Annotated in this window: 17 protein-coding genes and 1 pseudogene; 10 read left to right on the top strand and 8 right to left on the bottom strand. The window is 75.6% G+C overall.

All coding sequences use genetic code 11. The annotated features are described in order from the left end of the window. The 4 genes and pseudogenes from AB6N23_RS12400 to AB6N23_RS12415 form a co-directional block, all read left to right on the top strand. Positions 1-259 (top strand): hypothetical protein (locus tag AB6N23_RS12400; RefSeq protein ID WP_412866373.1); only part of this gene is annotated, 259 nt, incomplete at its 5' end. 51 nt (positions 260-310) lie between these two features. Beyond that, a pseudogene (locus AB6N23_RS12405) lies at positions 311-796 on the top strand (RNA polymerase sigma factor); the annotation flags it as partial. A 19-nt stretch (positions 797-815) separates the two neighbouring features. After that, a complete protein-coding gene (locus tag AB6N23_RS12410) occupies positions 816-1,487 on the top strand; it encodes a methylated-DNA--[protein]-cysteine S-methyltransferase (protein WP_412866360.1) in 672 nt (223 codons plus the stop codon). Positions 1,488-1,497: 10 nt separating this feature from the next. Then, a complete protein-coding gene (locus AB6N23_RS12415) occupies positions 1,498-1,890 on the top strand; it encodes a DUF2277 domain-containing protein (protein WP_412866361.1) in 393 nt (130 codons plus the stop codon). A gap of 12 nt (positions 1,891-1,902) precedes the next feature. On the opposite strand, the gene AB6N23_RS12420 is transcribed toward AB6N23_RS12415, so the two are convergent. After that, entirely contained in the window at positions 1,903-2,265 is a 363-nt protein-coding gene (locus AB6N23_RS12420) for a hypothetical protein (RefSeq protein WP_412866362.1), read from the bottom strand. A gap of 5 nt (positions 2,266-2,270) precedes the next feature. Beyond that, on the bottom strand, positions 2,271-3,761 hold the full coding sequence (mqo, locus tag AB6N23_RS12425) for a malate dehydrogenase (quinone) (protein ID WP_412866363.1): 1,491 nt from the start codon (positions 3,759-3,761) through the stop codon (positions 2,271-2,273). Positions 3,762-3,912: 151 nt separating this feature from the next. Here mqo and AB6N23_RS12430 point away from each other — a divergent pair, with 151 nt between their 5' ends. Then, entirely contained in the window at positions 3,913-4,125 is a 213-nt protein-coding gene (locus tag AB6N23_RS12430) for a hypothetical protein (RefSeq protein ID WP_378208881.1), read from the top strand. A gap of 90 nt (positions 4,126-4,215) precedes the next feature. Here the strand turns inward: AB6N23_RS12430 and AB6N23_RS12435 are convergent, their stop codons facing one another. From AB6N23_RS12435 to ligD, 3 genes are all read right to left on the bottom strand, one after another. Continuing rightward, positions 4,216-5,394: an App1 family protein phosphatidate phosphatase gene (locus AB6N23_RS12435; RefSeq protein ID WP_412866364.1), complete on the bottom strand. Its 1,179-nt coding sequence runs from the start codon at positions 5,392-5,394 to the stop codon at positions 4,216-4,218. Then, positions 5,391-5,975 (bottom strand): Dps family protein, encoded by a 585-nt coding sequence (locus AB6N23_RS12440; RefSeq protein WP_378208976.1) that lies wholly within the window; start codon positions 5,973-5,975, stop codon positions 5,391-5,393. Before AB6N23_RS12440 ends, AB6N23_RS12435 begins: the two co-directional genes overlap by 4 nt. A 121-nt stretch (positions 5,976-6,096) precedes the next feature. After that, a complete protein-coding gene (gene ligD / locus AB6N23_RS12445) occupies positions 6,097-6,978 on the bottom strand; it encodes a non-homologous end-joining DNA ligase (protein WP_412866365.1) in 882 nt (293 codons plus the stop codon). 102 nt (positions 6,979-7,080) lie between these two features. On the opposite strand from ligD, the gene ku reads away from it, so the two are divergent. From ku to AB6N23_RS12460, 3 genes are all read left to right on the top strand, one after another. Further along, complete coding sequence (gene ku, locus AB6N23_RS12450) at positions 7,081-8,082, top strand: non-homologous end joining protein Ku (protein WP_412866366.1); 1,002 nt, start codon at positions 7,081-7,083, stop codon at positions 8,080-8,082. Next, on the top strand, positions 8,079-9,128 hold the full coding sequence (locus tag AB6N23_RS12455; RefSeq protein ID WP_412866367.1) for a PHP domain-containing protein: 1,050 nt from the start codon (positions 8,079-8,081) through the stop codon (positions 9,126-9,128). The genes ku and AB6N23_RS12455 overlap by 4 nt, the downstream gene beginning before the upstream one ends. Positions 9,129-9,337: 209 nt before the next feature. Next, positions 9,338-9,619 (top strand): HU family DNA-binding protein, encoded by a 282-nt coding sequence (locus AB6N23_RS12460; RefSeq protein ID WP_378208968.1) that lies wholly within the window; start codon positions 9,338-9,340, stop codon positions 9,617-9,619. A 61-nt stretch (positions 9,620-9,680) separates the two neighbouring features. Here AB6N23_RS12460 and AB6N23_RS12465 read toward each other — a convergent pair whose 3' ends face one another. Continuing rightward, positions 9,681-10,229: a DUF6328 family protein gene (locus AB6N23_RS12465; protein WP_412866368.1), complete on the bottom strand. Its 549-nt coding sequence runs from the start codon at positions 10,227-10,229 to the stop codon at positions 9,681-9,683. 150 nt (positions 10,230-10,379) lie between these two features. On the opposite strand from AB6N23_RS12465, the gene AB6N23_RS12470 reads away from it, so the two are divergent. Continuing rightward, positions 10,380-11,435, top strand: a complete 1,056-nt coding sequence (locus AB6N23_RS12470) for a threonine aldolase family protein (protein ID WP_412866369.1) — start codon at positions 10,380-10,382, stop codon at positions 11,433-11,435. Positions 11,436-11,531: 96 nt separating this feature from the next. Here the strand turns inward: AB6N23_RS12470 and AB6N23_RS12475 are convergent, their stop codons facing one another. Next, on the bottom strand, positions 11,532-13,415 hold the full coding sequence (locus AB6N23_RS12475; RefSeq protein ID WP_412866370.1) for a glycoside hydrolase family 6 protein: 1,884 nt from the start codon (positions 13,413-13,415) through the stop codon (positions 11,532-11,534). Positions 13,416-13,612: 197 nt separating this feature from the next. Next, a complete protein-coding gene (locus AB6N23_RS12480; RefSeq protein WP_412866371.1) occupies positions 13,613-14,602 on the bottom strand; it encodes a LacI family DNA-binding transcriptional regulator in 990 nt (329 codons plus the stop codon). Positions 14,603-14,779: 177 nt separating this feature from the next. Between AB6N23_RS12480 and AB6N23_RS12485 the strand changes: the two genes are divergently transcribed. Continuing rightward, on the top strand, positions 14,780-15,753 hold a 974-nt coding region (locus tag AB6N23_RS12485), incomplete at its 3' end, for a LacI family DNA-binding transcriptional regulator (RefSeq protein WP_412866372.1).

Genomic DNA, 15,753 nt, shown 5'->3' on the forward strand with positions numbered 1-15,753 from the left:
CCGCCGCGGCGCGCGTGATGGCGCCACCGCGCGTCGACGGCACGGAGCCGAGCGGCGCGATGCGCTCCCGGCCGAGCAGCGTCCCGAGACGGACCTGCCCGAGAACCAGCCGATGCCCGGCAGCCGCGAGGACGAGGCGCAGCCGTCGCCCGGTGACACCCAGGACCAGGCGGTGCGGCGCATCTACCCGTCCGACCCGACCGGCCAGGACCCCGACCCGCTGGTCCACGACCCGCGCCCGGACGAGTCCGGCGTCTGACGCGCCGCCACCTCACGCCCGCCGGCCCGCCGGCGTCTGCACACTGTGAGGGTGGCGGAACCGTTCGAGCACGTGGTGCGCGCGCACGGCGCGACCGTGCTGCGCGTGTGCCGCGCCCTGCTCGGGCCGCACGACGCCGAGGACGCGTGGTCCGACACGTTCCTCGCGGCGCTGCGGGCGTGGCCGACCCTGCCCGCCGACGCGAACGTCGAGGCGTGGCTCGTCACGGTCGCGCGCCGCAAGGCCCTCGACGAGCTGCGCCGCCGCGGGCGCCACGCGGTGCCGGTCGACGTGGCGGACGTGCTCGGCGCACGCGCCCTCGTCGCGGGCGAGCCGCGGCCCGGGGACCGGGACCTGGACCTGTGGGACGCGCTCCGCGTGCTGCCGGACAAGCAGCGCCGCGTGGTCGTGCTGCACCACATCGGCGGCCTGCCGTACGCGGACGTCGCCGCGCTCGTCGGCGGCACGGACGCCGCGGCCCGGCGTGCGGCGTCCGACGGCGTCGCGGCGCTGCGTCGCGCCTATGCCGCTGCCGGCGACGACGGAGGGTCCACGCATGAGCACGGGCATGAGCACGAGCACGGGCACGAGCACCGGTGCGGATGCGAGGACGGGCGCGCCGCCCTCGCTGCACGGCGACGCGCTGGCCGGCCTGCGCGCGCGGCTCGCCGCGGACGCCGAGCGCGCCGGCCTGCTCGACGTGGCCTACCGGGTGGTCGACAGCCCCGTCGGCGCGCTGCTCGTCGCCGCGGGGGAGCGCGGCGTGCTGCGCGTGGCGTTCGAGGTGCAGGGGCACGAGGCGGCGCTAACGGAGCTGGCGGCACGTGTGAGCCCCCGCGTGCTCGAGGGCGGCCGTCGGCTCGACCCGGTGCTGCGCGAGCTCGACGAGTACTTCGCCGGTGCGCGCCGCACCTTCGACGTGCCGGTGGACCTGCGGCTGCTCGAGGGGTTCCGCCGCGACGTGGTCGCCACGCTGCCGCGTGTCGCGTACGGCACGACGGCGTCCTACGCGGCGGTCGCCGCCCTCGCCGGGCGTCCGGCCGCGGTCCGCGCCGTGGGGACCGCGTGCGCGCGCAACCCGGTGCCGCTGCTCGTCCCGTGCCACCGGGTGGTGCGCTCCGACGGCACGCCCGGCCGGTACGCGGGCGGCGACGCGGCGAAGACGACCCTGCTGGCGCTCGAACGCGCCCCCGACGGACCCTCGCCCGCGGCCGGGGGCCGGGCGTAGCGTCGGGGCCATGTGCCGCAACATCACCACCCTGCGCGGCCTCGAGCCGCACGCGACCGACGACGAGATCGAGGCGGCCGCCCGTCAGTACGTGCGCAAGGTGACGGGCGTGCAGCAGCTCTCCGACGCCACCCGTGAGCCGTTCGAGCAGGCCGTCGCGGAGATCGCCGCGATCACCGCGCGGCTCCTCGACGAGCTCCCGGAGCGCCGGCGGCCGCCGGCCACGGTGCCGCCGCTGCGCCGGCCGGAGGTGCAGGCCCGCATCGCCGCGCGTCAGGCCGGACCGGAGCACGGGCACCACGACCACCCGCACGAGCACGACCACCCGCACGAACACCACGAGCACCCGCACGACGACGACGGTGTGCCGGTGCACGCGTCGCGCGCCACGGCGGCGCGGTAGCGCGTCGGCCGGTCAGTCCGTCGCGGCCGACGCCGGGTGCGGGACGAGCCGCGGGATGCCCTCGGGCGCCACGGCGGCGAGCGCCAGGAACCGGGCCTCCGCGCGGTGCAGCCGGATGTGCTCGTCGAGCGACCAGCCCGGCCCGTTGGTGAGCGTCATGCCGCACGCGCAGCCGATGGTGACGCTGCCGCCCGCGCCGACGCGGACCTGCCCGACCGTGGTGTGGTCGGTGAAGGCGCGCACCTTGGCGTGCCGCATGGGCGCGCTGACCGGCACGGGCAGCTCGGCGTGGTCGTCCGGCACGACGTCGCGCTCGCCCGGCTCGGCGTGCGTCGGCTCGTCGTGCGTCGCGTCGTCGTGCGGCAGCGGGGGCACGGCGGTCAGTGCCCGCCGGTGAGCGTCCCGCCGTCGACCATCTGGTCGAGCTCGAACGCCGCGTCCCAGTCCTCGCCGCCGAGGCTCGGCATCATGCGGTGCAGCTGCGGCGCCCACGCCTCGGCGTGGTCGGGGAAGCAGCGGCGCAGCAGGTCGAGCATCGTCGCCACGGCGGTGGACGCACCGGGCGAGGCGCCGAGCAGCCCGGCGATCGAGCCGTCGGCCGAGGAGACGAGCTCCGTGCCGAACTCGAGCACGCCGCCGCCCTTGCCGCGCTTGATGACCTGCACGCGCTGGCCCGCGGTGATGAGCTCCCAGTCGCGCGGGTCGGCGGTCGGCATGTACGAGCGCAGCGCGCGCAGGCGCTGCGTCTCCGTGGCCGTGACCTCGCGGACCAGGTACGTCAGCAGGTCGAGGTTGCGGGCGCCGACGGCGAGCATCGGCACGAGGTTGCCCGGCCGCACCGACCGGATCAGGTCGCCCCACGAGCCCTGCTTGAGGAACTTCATGCTCCAGCCGGCGTACGGGCCGAACATGAGGGCGCGGCCGCCGTCGACCACCCGAGCGTCGAGGTGCGGCACGGACATCGGCGGCGCACCGATCGCGGCCTTGCCGTACACCTTCGCGTCGTGCTGCGCGACGAGCTCCGGCTTCGTCGTGCGCAGGAACTGGCCGCTGATCGGGAAGCCCGCGTAGCCGCGGATCTCCTTGATGCGCGAGCGCTGCAGCAGGTGCAGGGCACCGCCGCCCGCGCCGACGAAGACGAACCGCGCCGTGCGGGTCCGCCGGCCCTCGCCGTTCCAGCGGCGGTCGGCGACGCGCACGCGCCACAGGCCGTCGCGGCGGCGGCGCAGGCCCACGACCTCGCTCTGCGTGTGCACGGTGGCGCCGCGCGCGACGGCGTCGTCCAGCATGGCCCGCGTGAGGGCGCCGAAGTCGACGTCGGTGCCGGAGGTGGCCCGCGTGGCCGCGATCGGCTCGTCGGCGTCGCGTCCGGCGGCGAGCAGCGGTGCCCACGACGCGATGGTCGCGGGGTCGGTGCTCAGCTCCATGTCGGCGAAGAGGCGGTGCGCGCGCAGCGCCTCGTGGCGGCGGCGCAGGAACTCCACGTCCTCGGCGCCGCGCACGAACGTCATGTGCGGCGTGTGCGTGACCGCGCGCTCGGCGCCGGGGAGCCGGCCCGCCGCCGCCAGGTGCGCCCACAGCTCGCGCGAGAGCTCGAACTGCTCGTTGATCGTGACGGCCTTGGTGATGTCGACCGAGCCGTCGGGCCTCTGGGGCGTGTAGTTGAGCTCGCACAGGGCGGCGTGCCCCGTGCCCGCGTTGTTCCACGCGTTGGAGCTCTCCTGCGCCGGGCCGTCGAGCCGCTCGTGGATCTCGATGCGCCACGTGGGCTCGAGCGTCCCGAGCAGCGCCGCGAGGGTCGCGCTCATGATGCCCCCGCCGACGAGGAGGACGTCGACGTCTGCTGCCGTCTCGTGCGCACGCGTTGCCACCTGGCGATGTTAGGTCGACGTCGAGAGGTGTCCCGCACTCAGGGAATGTGACCTTGGTCTCGCACGGACGACCTCGCGCACCGCACGGCACGTCGTGGCGACGCGCCCGGCAGCGGGTGCGGCGTACCGGCAGGAGGCGGTACAAACGAGCATGACCCGCAACCGTGCGCGCGACCTCGCCTCCGACCCCGCCGCCCAGCGCATCGCCGACCGGCAGCCGTCCGACGCCGACCTGCTCGGCAGCGACACCCGCTCCGGCGGCGACCCGAGCGGCGCGCCCCGCTCGCTCCAGGCCTCCGAGCGCGAGGGCGGCGACGAGGCGCTCACCAGCAGCGAGGACTGGGACGACCCGGCCCGGCTCTGAGCGCGGCACCTAGCACGGCACGGCCCCGGACGACCGTCACCGGTCGGCCGGGGCCGTGGCCGTTCCCGGGGGCCGGCGGCGTGGGCGTGCTCAGCCGCCCGGCACGAGCGCGTGCTCGCGGGCGCGCGCCAGCAGCTCCTCGCCGTCGGCGCCCTGCAGGACGGCGATGCCGGGCCGCTCCGCGTCCTCCTCGGCGTCCTCCTGCTGCGGCGTCGCGGTCGGCAGACCGTGCGAGAGGACGTGCTCCGCGGCCGTCAGCTGGCGGATCAGCACCGCCTCGACGCGCTCCGGGTGGTGCGCCACGGCCCCGGCGTAGATCTCGGGGTCGTGCTGGCCGTCGTCGCCGACGAGCAGCCACCGCACCTGCGGCAGCTCCGCGAACAGGCGGCGCAGCTGCGAGACCTTGTGCTGCTGGCCGCTGCGGAACAGGCCGGTGTTGGTCGGGCCCCAGTCGGTGAGGAGCAGGGGGCCCGCCGGGTAGTCGTGCCGGCGCAGGAACCGGCCGATCGCGGGCGCGGCGTTCCACGCCCCGGTCGACAGGTACACGAGCGGCCGGTCCGCGTCGCCCAGCCGCAGCTCGCGGTAGAGCCGCGACATGCCGGGGACCGCCTCGCGCGCGTTCTCGTGCCGCACGAGCGTGTTCCACGCCGCGACCAGCGGACGCGGCAGACGCGTCACCATCACCGTGTCGTCGATGTCGCTGACGACGCCGACGGTCGGCCCGGCTCCCACGACGAGGACGGGTGCGACCGACTGCGCGCCGTCCGCCGAGGTGAGCGTCACCTCGTGCCAGCCGGGCGGCAGGTCCGACGGCACGACCGTGTCGACGTAGCCGCCGCGGTCGGTCGTCACCACGTGCGTGGCGCCGCCGACGCGCACCTCGAGCTCCGCGCCGGCCACCGGCGAGGTGAGGAACGAGCGCCAGCCGCGGACCGACGCCGCCGGGCGCTCCTCGCCGGTCTGGGCCGCGCCGCCGGCGCCCGGCAGGTCCTGCCCGGCGACGGCGGGGGAGGCGAGCAGCGTGCGCGCGAGCACGCGGACCCAGCCCTGCGACCCGTACCCGGCGTACGAGACGATGCGGACGGTCCACCCGCGCCGGCGCAGCACGCGCGCCACCGCCGCGTCTACCCGGTCCTCGAGGCGCGCGGCCACGTGCAGGCGGCCGGCGGTCGCGCCGTCGAACCGCGGGGCGACGCGGCCCGCACGCAGCCCGTCCCCGTCGGACGGGCCGGCGGGGACGGGCTGGGCGTGCCGGGGCGTCGGCGTCACGAGTGCGCGTCGTCGGCGGGGTTGCCGGCCTCGGCGAGCGCGGCGGCGTCCTGCTCCGTCGACGCACCCGCGTTCGACAGCCCGCCGCCGGCGTTCTCCAGGTGCGCGCGCACGAACCAGTGGAACAGCTCGAGCTCGTGCAGGTGCCCGACGAGCAGGTCGTTCGTCACCGTGTCGAGCTCCTCGGTCGCCTCGGCGGCGGCGCGGTGGTCGGTGATGACGCCGACGTACACCTCGTCGAGCGCGCCGAGGTGGGCGGACGTCGTGGCGCGGCCGATGCTGTAGTCGTCCCAGGTGCGGTTGGCCACGATCTGCCCGGGCGTGCCCTGCGGCGAGACGCCGAGGGTCGCGATCCGCTCCGCCGTGGCGTCCACCATGGCCCGCACGGCGTCGACCTGCGGGTCGAGCATCTCGTGCACGGCGATGAAGTGCGGGCCGACGACGTTCCAGTGGATGTGCTTGAGCGTCAGCTGCAGGTCGTTGAGCGCGTGCAGCCGCCCCTGGAGGATCTCCGCCACCCGGGCGCCGTCCTCCGGGGTGAGGGACGGGACGGTGTACTTCGGAAGATCGGCGCGAGCCATGACCACTCCTTCGATGTCGCCTCCCGGACCCGGCGGTCCGGCGCTGCGTCCACGCTGCCAGCACGCCCGACGGTCCGCCACAGGAGCACGGGCGCCCGCGGCCGGGCCGGGACCAGCGGCGTCACCCGTCGAAGGGGTCCCCGTCCCGCTCGAGCCGTGCGACGGCCTCGTCGGCGGTGAGCTGCGTCAGCCCGGGCTCCATCTCGTCCCAGCGGCGCGGCACCGCGGCGGTCGGCCGCTCACGCCCGCGCAGCGACCACGGCGTGATCGTCGTCTTGGCCGGGTGGTTCTGCGACCAGTCGATCAGGACCCGTCCGGGCCGCACGTCCTTGCGCATCACGGACACCACGAGGCCCGGCTCGTCCCGCGCGACCGCCTGCGCGAGGTCCCGGGCGTAGGCCCGCACGTCGTGCGCCGGCCGCGGCCGGGGGAGCGGTGCGTAGAGCTGCAGGCCCTTGCTGCCGGACGTCACGGGCACCGTCCGCACGAGCCCGTCCGCCGCGAGCCGCCCCGCGACGAGGTGGGCCACGCGCACGCACGCGTCGAGGCCCGCGCCGGGGCCCGGGTCGAGGTCGACGACGAGCCGGTCGGCGTCGCGGACGCCGCCGCGCGGGCCGACGGTCCACTGCGGCGTGTGCAGCTCCAGCGCGCCCTGGTTGGCGGCCCACACCAGCCCGGCGAGGTCCTCGAGCACCGGGAGGTCGAGCACGGTGCCGTCCTCGTCGCCGCCGGGCGAGGCCGGCACGCGGTGGTGGCGCAGCCACGCGGGTGCGCCGCGCGGCACGTTCTTCTCGAAGAAGCGCTCCCCGCCGACGCCGTCGGGCCACCGGATCCGCGTGACGGGCCGGCCCGCGAGCTGGCGCAGGAGCGCCGGGGCGACGCGGACGAGGTAGTCCATCACCTCCGCCTTCGTGGTCCCGGTGACGGGGTACATCGGCTCCTCGAGGTGCGTCAGACGCACCGGGCGGCCGCCGACGTCGACCGTCCGCCGGTCCGCGCTCACGGCTCTGACCTGCGCTCAGGGGTGGCGGGCACGGGGTGCACGGGTCCATCCTGCCCGTGGACGGCGTGTGCCGGACGGCAGGCGGGACGACGGGAGGCGGACGTGCGCGCGATCTGGAAGGGTGCGGTGGCGTTCGGCCTGGTCAACGTGCCCGTGAAGCTGTACGCGGCGACCGGGGAGCACGAGGTCCGGCTGCACCAGGTCCACCGCGAGGACGGCGGGCGCATCCGCTACAAGAAGGTGTGCAGCGTCGACGGCGAGCCCGTCGAGTGGGGGGACATCGCCAAGGGCTACGAGACGGACTCCGGCGAGCTCGTCGTGCTGACGGACGAGGACTTCGAGCGCCTGCCGCTGTCGACCGAGCGCGAGATCGAGGTCCTCGAGTTCGTGCCCGCCGAGCAGGTCGACCCGCTCCTGCTCCAGAAGACGTACTACCTGGAGCCCGACAAGACGGCCGCCAAGCCGTACGCGCTGCTGCGCGGCGCGCTCGAGCAGACCGACCGCATGGCCGTGGTGAAGGTCGCGCTGCGCCAGCGCGAGAGCATGGCCGTCCTGCGCGTGCGGGACAAGGTCATCGTCCTGCAGACGCTGCTGTGGCCCGACGAGGTCCGTGCGGCCGACTTCCCGATCCTCGACGCCGAGGTGACGGTGCGCCCCCAGGAGCTGACGATGGCGAGCTCGCTCGTCGAGTCGCTCGCCGCCGACTTCGACCCGTCGCAGTACACCGACGCCTACGTCACCGCGCTCGAGGAGCTCATCGAGCAGAAGGTGTCGTCGGGGGAGACCCGGGCGCCGGCGGCGGCCGAGGACGAGCCCGAGGAGGGCGCCGGCGAGGTCGTCGACCTGCTCGCCGCGCTGCAGCGCAGCGTCGAGAAGGCCCGCAGCGCACGAGGTGAGGGGGCGGGCGAGACGTCGGGCACGGCGGCGGGCGACGCCCCGGCGGCCACGAAGGGCGCCGCGAAGGCGGCCCGCGGCAGATCGGCGGCGGACGGCGACGAGGCCCCGGCACCCAAGCGGCGCTCGCGCGCGAAGGCCGCGTCGGGCGACGGTGACGACGACGGCGCGAAGGCCCCGGCGAAGCGGACGCGCAAGAAGGCCTCGTGACCGCAGCCGAGGACCGCGACCGCGCCGTCGCGACGCTGCGGCGCATCGCGTTCCTCCTCGAGCGCGCGCAGGCGAGCAGCTACCGGCCCGCGGCGTACCGGGCGGCCGCCCGCGCCGTCGAGCAGCAGGACCCCGACCGCCTGCACGCGCTCGCGGCGGGCGGGTCGCTCACCGACCTGCCGCACGTCGGCGCGAAGACCGCCGACGCGGTGGCCCGCGCGCTCGCCGGGCGTCCCGTGCCCGCGCTGGACGCCCTCGAGGAGGAGGCGGCCGCGGCGACGGCACCCGACGACGCGGCATCTGCGCTGCTCGCGGCCCTGCGCGGCGACCTGCACGCGCACACCGACGCGAGCGACGGCGCGACACCGATGCAGGAGATGGTGCTCGCCGCCCTCGAGCTCGGCCACGACTACCTCGCGATCACGGACCACTCGCCGCGGCTCACCGTGGCGAACGGCCTGTCCGCCGCGCGGCTCCGCGCGCAGACGGCGCAGGTCGCCGCGCTGCGCCGCGCCGTCGCGCCCTTCGACGTCCTGACCGGCATCGAGTGCGACGTCCTCGACGACGGGAGCCTCGACCAGGACCCCGACCTGCTCGACGAGCTCGACGTGGTCGTCGCGTCCGTGCACTCGAAGCTGCGCATGGACCGCGCGTCGATGACGCGCCGCATGGTGGCGGCCGTGCGCAACCCGCGCACCGACGTGCTCGGCCACTGCACGGGGCGGCGCCTGACGGGCCGCGAGCGGCCGCCGAGCGAGTTCGACGCCGAGGCGGTGTTCGCCGCGTGCGCCGAGCACGGCGTCGCCGTCGAGATCAACTCCCGGCCGGACCGCCTCGACCCGCCGCACGCGCTGCTCGACGTCGCGGTGGCGGCCGGCTGCGAGTTCACGATCGACTCGGACGCCCACGCGCCGGGACAGCTCGCGTGGCTGCGCGCGGGCTGCGAGCGGGCCGTCGCGCACGGCATCGGCCCCGACCGGGTCGTCACGACGCGCACCGCCGAGGAGGTCCGGGCCCGCGGCCGGCGCGCACCCGTCCGGCCGTGACGCGGGCCGTGACGGGGCGCCGGTGCGGCGCTGACGCCCGCCGTGGGCGTGCCCCGCGACGGTGACGTGACGCGCCACGGGCGTGCCGCGTGCACCAGGAGGCCCGCGCGCCGCTAGTGTCGAGGGCCGTGCGTACGGGCGTGCCCGCACCGCACGCCCGGTCCGTCGTCCGGCCCGGGCAGCGATCCGACCCCCAAGGAGCACCTGACGTGAGCGTCAACCGCACCGAGCTCGTCCAGGCCATCGCCGAGAAGGCCGGCCTGAGCAACGCCGAGGCCGACAAGGCCCTCAAGGCCTTCCAGGAGGTGCTCGTCGAGAAGCTCGCCGCCGGCGAGGACGTGGCGATCTCCGGCTTCCTCTCGGTCGCGCGCGCCGAGCGCGCCGCGCGCACCGGCGTGAACCCGCAGACGGGCGAGAAGCTCGACATCCCCGCGGGCCACCGCGTGAAGCTCACGGCCGGCAGCGCCCTCAAGCGCGCCGTCCAGGGCTGACGCACCCCTGACGGCCCCCGACCCGCACGGGTCGGGGGCCGTCGTGCACCCGCGCGTCCCCTCAGGCCGTGGGACCCGACGCGGCCGCGCCCGAGTCGCCGTCCGCCGCCGCACGCCGGGCGATGAGGTGCGGCAGGACGAGCCAGGCGAGCGCGATGACGAGGAGCAGCGCGCCGCCCACGACGTGGCCGGCGGTGCGCGTGAGCACGACGTCGAACAGCAGCATCGTCACGCCGGCCAGCGTGAGCGCCAGCGCGACGAGCCCGGCCCGGGCGAACTGGTGCCCGGCGTCCACCAGCTGCGGCTTGAGACGGCGGCGGAACAGCAGCCGGTGCAGGCTCACGGGCGCGACGAAGAGCACGGTCGCGAGGGCCGCCATGACCACCAGCACGAGGTAGGTCGTCCGCTGGTAGTCGTCCAGCTCGTCGAACCGCGACTGGAACGGCACCGTGAGCAGGAACCCCGTGAGGATCTGCGCACCCGTCTGCGTGACGCGCAGCTCCTGGAGCAGCTCGTTCCAGTTGCGGTCCATCCGCTCGATGTAGGTCTCGTCGCGGTCGGTGTCGCGCGACACGTCGGGTGCGGCCGGGCGCTGCGGGGTGCTCGCCATGGTGCTCCCACCTCCTCGTGGTCCGGGGCTGCACGGATCATGCCGGAACCGGGAGCCGCCGCGCACGGCGGCTCCGCGTTTCCGGCCGCGCCGTCCCGGACGGGCGTCGGGGGCGTCGGCCCACCGCGTGCCGTGCGCGAGAATCGGGGTGTGACCACCCCGCACGACACCCGCCACTTCGCGTCCGACAACTACGCGGGCGCGCACCCCGAGGTCCTCGCGGCGCTCGCCGCCGCCAACACCGGCCACACCCCCGCGTACGGCGACGACCCGTGGACGGCGCACCTGCAGGACGTGGCACGCACCCACTTCGGCGACGCCGCGACCGCGTACCCCGTCTTCAACGGCACCGGCGCGAACGTGGTCGCGCTGCAGGCGATGCTGCCCCGCTGGGGAGCCGTCGTCTGCTCCGCGAACGCGCACGTGAACACCGACGAGAACGCCGCGCCGGAACGCGTCGGCGGGCTCAAGCTGCTCACCGTGCCCACGCCGGACGGCCGCCTCACGCCCGAGCTCGTCGCGCGCCAGGCCCACGGCTTCGGCGACGTGCACCGCGCCCAGCCGGGCGTCGTCTCGATCACGCAGTCGACCGAGCTCGGCACGGTCTACCGGCCGGAGGAGGTCCGGGCGCTGGCCGACCAGGCGCACGCGCTCGGCATGCGCGTGCACGTCGACGGGGCGCGGCTCTCGAACGCCGCCGCGCGCCTCGGCCTGCCGCTGCGCGCGTTCACGACCGACGCCGGGGTCGACGTCGTGTCGTGGGGCGGCACCAAGAACGGCCTGCTCTTCGGCGAGGCCGTCGTCGTGCTGGACCCGGCCGCGGTCGACGGCGTCGGCTACCTGCGCAAGTCGGGGATGCAGCTCGCGTCGAAGATGCGGTTCGTCTCGGCCCAGCTCGTCGCGCTGTACGAGGGGGACCTGTGGCTGCGCTCGGCCGCGCACGCCAACGCGATGGCCGACCGCCTGCGCGCCGGCATCGACGCGCTCGGCACGCTCGACGTCACGCTGCCCACCGAGGCGAACGCCGTCTTCGTGCGCCTGCCCGCGGACGTCGCCGCGGCGCTGCGGCGGCGCTGGCGCTTCTACGACTGGGACCCCACCGACGGCACCGTCCGGCTCATGTGCGCCTTCGACACGCAGCCGCAGGACGTCGACGACCTGCTGACGGCGCTCGCCGACGCCCTCACGGGACGCCCGGCGGCCTGACGCGCCCCGCGGCGCACGCACGACGGGGCCCTCCCGGAGATGATCCGGGAGGGCCCCGTGCGGGTCGTCAGACCGAGGGTCCGACGGGAGGACGGGTCAGCGGCAGGCCGAGCCGTTCAGCGTGAAGCCCGTGGCGGCCGGCGGCGTGCTGCTGCCGTTCGTCTGCGAGCCGTTGAAGCCGATCTCGACCGACGCGCCCGGCGCCAGCGTGCCGTTCCAGGCGGCGTTGGTGGCCGTCACCGACTGGCCGGACTGCGCCCACTGGGCGCTCCAGCCCTGCTGCACCGACTGACCGGCCGGCAGCGTGAAGCGCAGGCTCCAGCTGCTGAGGGCGGTGGAGCCCGTGTTGGTCAGGCGGACCGAGGCGGTGAAGCCCGTGCTCCAGCCGTTCGCGCTGTAGCGGACGGTGCAGGCGGCCGGGCCCGAGGTGGCCGTCGGCGTCGGCGTCGGCGTGACCGTCGGCGTGACCGTCGGCGTCGGGGTGGCCGTGGGCGTCGGCGTCACCGTGGGCGTCGGCGTGACCGTCGGGGTGACGGTCGGCGTCGGCGTCGGGGTGGGCGTGGTGCCGTTGGCGGGGATCACCGGGTAGGCGTTGCGGACGAGGGTCCGGAACTGGTTCTCGAACCACTGGCCGGCGAGCGGCGCGTCGGGCGTGGCGCCCGTCAGCAGGTTGGCCAGCTTGGGCGACACGAAGGTCGGGTCGCACATGCGGTCGAAGCTCTTGCCCTGGTCGTTCGGGATCTCCTTCGAGGCGCCGTCCGACTCGCCCGGGGGCTTGATCCAGACGTACGCGTCGAGGTGGGAGTCGGCCGGCGCGCCGGCCGGGGTGGCCCGGGGGAGCTCGCCGATGCCGGCGCCCAGCGGGTTGCACCACGCGCCGCGGTGCGTGCGCTTGTCGATGCGCGACTCGTTGACGTAGGTGTTCAGGTCCGTGCTCGTCGACGCGGCCGTCGGGCGGTTCGGCCCGCCCCACCCGTTGCGCGAGGTGTCGATGAGCATGCCCGTGCTGGACGGGAAGCCCGCCGCCACGAGCAGCCGGTGCAGGTGCGCCGTCCACGCCAGCTCACCGAAGTCCGAGTTCCACTCGTAGAACGACGAGGAACGGACCTGGCCGCTGCCGACCTGCTTGTTCGGGTCGGTGAGGAACGGCTCGGCGAGGGGCGTCGAGTTCGCCGTGTTGGTGACGAACCCGTCGATCGACGCGAAGCCCTTCTTCGTCGTCTTCGCGACCTCGGCGAAGAGCTGCGCGGCGGGACCCGCGTTGGTGTCCCACCCGAGCCAGCCCGAGTGGGCCGCGTCGATGTAGGTGTAGACGTTGTCCATCGTCTTCAGCTCGTCGAGCGCGTACTTGACGCCCTCGCGGTAGTACGGGGCCGAACGCTGGCAGGTCGCCTCGGACATGTTGGTGATGAGGTTCGGCAGCGAGTCGGGCTCGATCGTCGCCGCGATCCGGATGTCCTGGTACTTCGGGTCGGACAGCAGGTCGACGATGGGGTCGATGTACTCGGTCTTGTACCGGGCCAGCCCCGCGTCCGTGGCGGGGAGCTCGCCGTTCGACGCGAGCGCGAAGCAGTCGCGGCCGGGCAGGTTGTAGATGACGAGGTTGAAGACGAGCGGGGTGCTGCCCGTCTTCTGCTTGAGCGCCTCGTCGAGGTGGAACTTCAGGCCGTTGCCGTCCGCGTTGCCGGCGATGGCGCTGATGCGGTCCATCCACACGGCCGTCGGCTGCTTCGCCACCGTGCGCATCTGGGCCGCCAGGGTCGCGTCGCCGGCGCGCGTGGCAGCGCTCTCAACCGTCGCGGCCCAGGTCGGGTTCACGTACTGCTTGGCGCCCGCGTACGGGTTGTCGACGTGCGGCTCGGCCGCCGTGGCGGACGTGCTCGCCAGCGTCAGCGGCACCGCGACGAGCGCCGTTGCCGTCGCCACGGTCGCGGCGGCGCGCAGGCGCCGTCCGACCGTCCTCTTGCCGTGTGTGGACACGTGTGTCCTCCGGGTGTCGTTCGGAGCACCCGGCCCTCGGCGGCAAGGTGCGGGCCGCCGCGGGGGAGTCCACGACGACTGGCCTGGAATCCATCACGCGCCGCCACCGGCCGGGACCCTCGCGAACCGTTTAGGGCGCGCCGCGTTACCGAATCGTTACCTCGCTCAGGTCCGTGCGCTGCGCACGTCACCGCAGGTCAGCGCGACCGGGGGCCCGTGCTGCCCCGCACCGCGAGCCCGCCGACCGCGATCCGCGGTCCTGTCGCGGCCCGGCCGTCGAGCACCTGCAGCACCGCGTGACCCACCGACGTGCCGAGCTCCGACTGCACCGTCGGCAGCGCGGTGATGGAGGGGGTCGCCAGCCGGCACAGGGGCGAGTCCGTCAGCGAGACCACGGAGACGTCCCACGGCACCGCCAGCCCCGTGCGGCGCGTGACGTCGAGGGCGGCGACGGCCATGTGGTCGGTGTCGAACACGAGCGCGGTGGGTGGCCGCCCGCCGGTGAGCAGACGCCGGCACGCCGCCGCCGCGCCCTCGGGCGTCCCCGCCGTCGCCTCGTGCACCAGCACGCCGCCGTTCGTGGTCACCGCCTGGTCGAGCCCCGCCACGCGGGCGCGGGTGCGGTGCAGCGCGTCCGGACCGGTGACGACCGCGACCTGCCGGTGCCCGAGCTCGATGAGGTAGCGCCCCACGCGCGCGGTGGCCTCCGCGTCCTCGACCGCGACCGTCGCCATCTCGCCCGTCGGCTCGCCGCTCGCCACGACGACCGACGGGATCCGCAGCCGGCGCAGCGCGTCCAGGCGGGGGTCCTCGGTGCGCACGTCGGTCACGACCATGACGTCGAACCGCCGCTCGGCCCACCACTCGCCGTACAGCGACACGGCGGCGGCGAGGTCGTCGACGACCTGGAGCACCAGCGCCAGGCCGCGCGTGCGCAGGACGTCCTGCAGCGCGACGACGAGCTCGAGGACGTCGGCGCCGTAGCCGACCGGGCCGGTCAGCGTCCGGTCGAGCACGAGCCCGACGGCGCGCGGACCGCTGCGCATCGACCGGGCCGCGGCGCTCGGCCGCCAGCCGAACTCGTCGGCGACGCGCAGCACGCGCTCGCGCGTCGCGGCGCTGACGCCGGGGCGTCCGTTGAGCGCGTACGACACCACCGCGATCGACACGCCCGCGGCGCGAGCCACGTCCGTGATCGTCGGGCGGCGCGCCGCGGGACCGGGGACGACGGGCTGTGCCCCGGTCGCCGGAGATACGGCGTCTTTGCCGCTGTCATGTGCAGGAGTGACCACGATCGCCTAGTGTTGCGCCCGAAGTGGGTGGTTCGCATCAACTCGGCTCCGACGGTGTAGGCGAGGTAGCTCATGGTCACTGCTCGGCGCGGGGTGCCGGCCACGGTCCGGCGCACGATCGGCGTGCTGTCCCCGGTGGTCGGCGGGTTCTACTTCGGTGCCCTCATCGCCGGCGTGGCGCGTGCGGCGCGGGGCGCCGGGCACCGTGTCGTGGCCGTGCAGACCTACCCGGCCGGCCTCGACCGCGAGCGCTACCCCGACGAGTCGGTGCTCGACACCCCCGTCGCCCTCGGCGCGGTCGACGGCCTGGTCGTCGTCGGCAAGTCGCTGAGCCAGGAGCGCCTCGCCGCGGTGCGCGAGTGGGGCGTCCCGGTCGTGCTCGTCAGCGAGGACCCCGTCCACCCCGACGACCCGGTCGTCGTGCCGGACAACGCCCGGGGTGTGCGCGAGGCCGTCGAGCACCTGCTGTGGCACGGGCACACCGCGATCGGCTTCCTCGGGAACCTGGCGCAGCGGGACATGCGCGAGCGCTTCGCCGCCTACCGCGCGACGCTCGCCGAGCACGGCATCGAGTCCGACGAGTCCTGGTGGTACGAGGCCTCGGACAACCAGGAGCAGGGCGGCGTCGACGCCGCAGCGCGCCTGCTCGCGGCGGGCACGCCGACGACGGCCGTGATCGCCGCGACCGACCGCAACGCCGTCGGCTTCCAGCGGGCGCTGCGCTCGCACGGCCTCGTGCTGCCCCGCGACCAGGCGGTCGTCGCCTTCGACCACGCCGACTCGGGCGCGCGCGTGAGCCCCCGTCTGTCCACGGTGGACGCCCACTTCGGCCGGGTGGGGGAGCAGGCCGTGCACCTGCTGCTCGCGCGCATGCGGGGCGAGGAGGTGGCGCCGGGGGAGCACCGCGTCGCGTCGAGCCTCGTCGTCCGCGAGTCGTGCGGGTGCACCGAGGTGACGTCACCGGCCGTCGCCGGCGACGACGGCCTCGCGGGCGCGGACCTGGTGCGCCGGCTCGCCGACGCCGCCTTCGCCGGGCCCGCGGGCGC

It is taken from the genome of Cellulomonas pasadenensis (assembly GCF_047229365.1).
Classification (GTDB): domain Bacteria; phylum Actinomycetota; class Actinomycetes; order Actinomycetales; family Cellulomonadaceae; genus Cellulomonas.